General features: G+C 30.8%; 3 protein-coding genes. All 3 read left to right on the top strand.

The annotated features are described in order from the left end of the window. Positions 1-337 precede the first annotated feature (337 nt). Genes ACOV1Q_RS15820 through ACOV1Q_RS15810 form a run of 3 tightly spaced genes read left to right on the top strand, consistent with a single transcriptional unit; the run spans position 338 to position 1571 of the window. Entirely contained in the window at positions 338-622 is a 285-nt protein-coding gene (locus tag ACOV1Q_RS15820; protein ID WP_424495375.1) for a hypothetical protein, read from the top strand. Beyond that, positions 582-995: a protein-export chaperone SecB gene (locus ACOV1Q_RS15815; RefSeq protein ID WP_424495374.1), complete on the top strand. Its 414-nt coding sequence runs from the start codon at positions 582-584 to the stop codon at positions 993-995. The genes ACOV1Q_RS15820 and ACOV1Q_RS15815 overlap by 41 nt, the downstream gene beginning before the upstream one ends. Before the next feature lie 9 nt (positions 996-1004). Further along, positions 1005-1571: a hypothetical protein gene (locus ACOV1Q_RS15810; protein ID WP_424495373.1), complete on the top strand. Its 567-nt coding sequence runs from the start codon at positions 1005-1007 to the stop codon at positions 1569-1571. The last annotated feature ends 280 nt before the right edge of the window (positions 1572-1851 follow it).

Here is a 1851-nt window from a genome sequence, read left to right as displayed (position 1 = left end):
TATGCGGCAAACTGCTGAAACAGGCATTTGCAGTGGCAAAATCGGGTTTACCATACGATGAAAATTATGTATCAAAATTAGGATAAATTGTTTGGAAGTTAGCTTAGTTCTTTGTTAGCTGCTGGCGATAAATCGAAATAATTAATTTGAGATATGCAACAATAATTGTTTATTCTAGTTTTTACAATTACCTTTGCACAAGATTAAAATGTCTATGTATTGTTTAAGTATTGTTAATTTATAGTATTATTACACTTAATTAATAATAAAATAGTTTTGTATAACTATATTTAAATATACATTTACTGCAAGAGTTAATCTCGAAAAACCAATAGTTATGAAAAGTATGTTTGAAAAATTGCAAGATTATTTCAATACTACTTCCCGAGAGCAAATAGAAAAAGATTGGGAGTCAACTTCAAAATTTGATGAAGTTAATGGACCAAGTGTGGAAGAATTTATTGAATGCTCCAGTTATTTTTTTGAACTGGAAAAGGAAAAGCCAGATTTAAATCAAGAAAGCTTTGTTAATAATATTAAAAATCCGAATTTTACTTCGGATTTTTTTTTGACATCAACTTATGGAAAAAGCAAGCTTTTCAATAGAGAAATATATTTTTGATAAAGTAAATATTAATCTTGAAAATCATACCTCGAATAAACTATCTGTAGATTTTAAGCCTTCAGGTGTTTTTTATAAAGAGACTTCTACTTATGACTTATCATTTGACTTTTCAGCCTATACAGATAATGATAAGGAAACAAAACCTTTTGTAAATATAAGATGTATAGGTACTTTCAAATTCACTTCCTTATCCTCATTCGAGGAAATACCACCCTATTTTTTTCGTAACAGTATTGCAATCCTTTTTCCTTATTTAAGGGCATTTGTAAGTATAGTTACAAATCAGGCTAATATTCCTCCAGTTGTTTTACCTACAATGAATTTAGTTTCATTAGAAAAACCATTAAAGGATAATACAACGATAGCTTAAATTATTTCTTTGGAACGTAAAGTAATTTATCAAACACTCGAGGACAAAGAAAATCCTGAAGAGGTTGAACAGCAAGGGCCATTTCCATGTAACTGGGGTAATGCCTGGTTAGGAAATGGATATTATTTTTGGGATACTTTCATTGAAAATGCTCATTGGTGGGGCAAGAAACATAGGAAAGATAAATATATTATTTGCAAATCCACCTTCGATTATTCTGATAAAACTTGCTTTGATCTAGTCGGGAATACCTCTCATATGTTGGACTTTGAGAAAAGTGTTGATTTAATGAGAAAACAGGGTTTAGTAAATAAAAAGACAACTGTTGCGAGAGTAATTAGTTTTATGAAGGAGAAAACTAAAGTTTTAGAGCAACAATCAGTAAGAGTTTATGGGATAAATTCCAAATCCGAAAAAACGAAACCTAATTATCGGCTAAAATTTGAACTTAATAAACCGCAATATTTGGTTTATAAGCCAGCAATTCAAATATGTCTCTTTGGATTTAAGGGAATTAACTTAGGTGAGTTTTCAATTGTTTATCCTGATATTTATATTAACGAATACGTAATATAACATAATAGTTAACGAAATTTTCAATTGAGCTTGCAGGTAACGGTCTCGGCTATCGCAAGTTGCGGGAGAAGGGACGCGGATTTGTCGGTTTAATTGTTTTCTTTCCTGGTTTCTAAAATTACACTTTTTCGGCAATACCCGTTATTTGCGATGAGCCGTCTTAAGTTTGATTTCTAACTTTTAGCAATTAACTAGAAAGAACAAAAGAGAGGAGTAAGGTTATATGAACCGTGGGAACTTTAGATTCCGTCAACATTGATAATCCCCTCTCTTTTCTACT

The organism is Salinimicrobium maris, assembly GCF_049680855.1.
In the GTDB taxonomy this organism is placed as follows: domain Bacteria; phylum Bacteroidota; class Bacteroidia; order Flavobacteriales; family Flavobacteriaceae; genus Salinimicrobium.
This window is presented reverse-complemented; position numbering and strand designations above follow the sequence as displayed.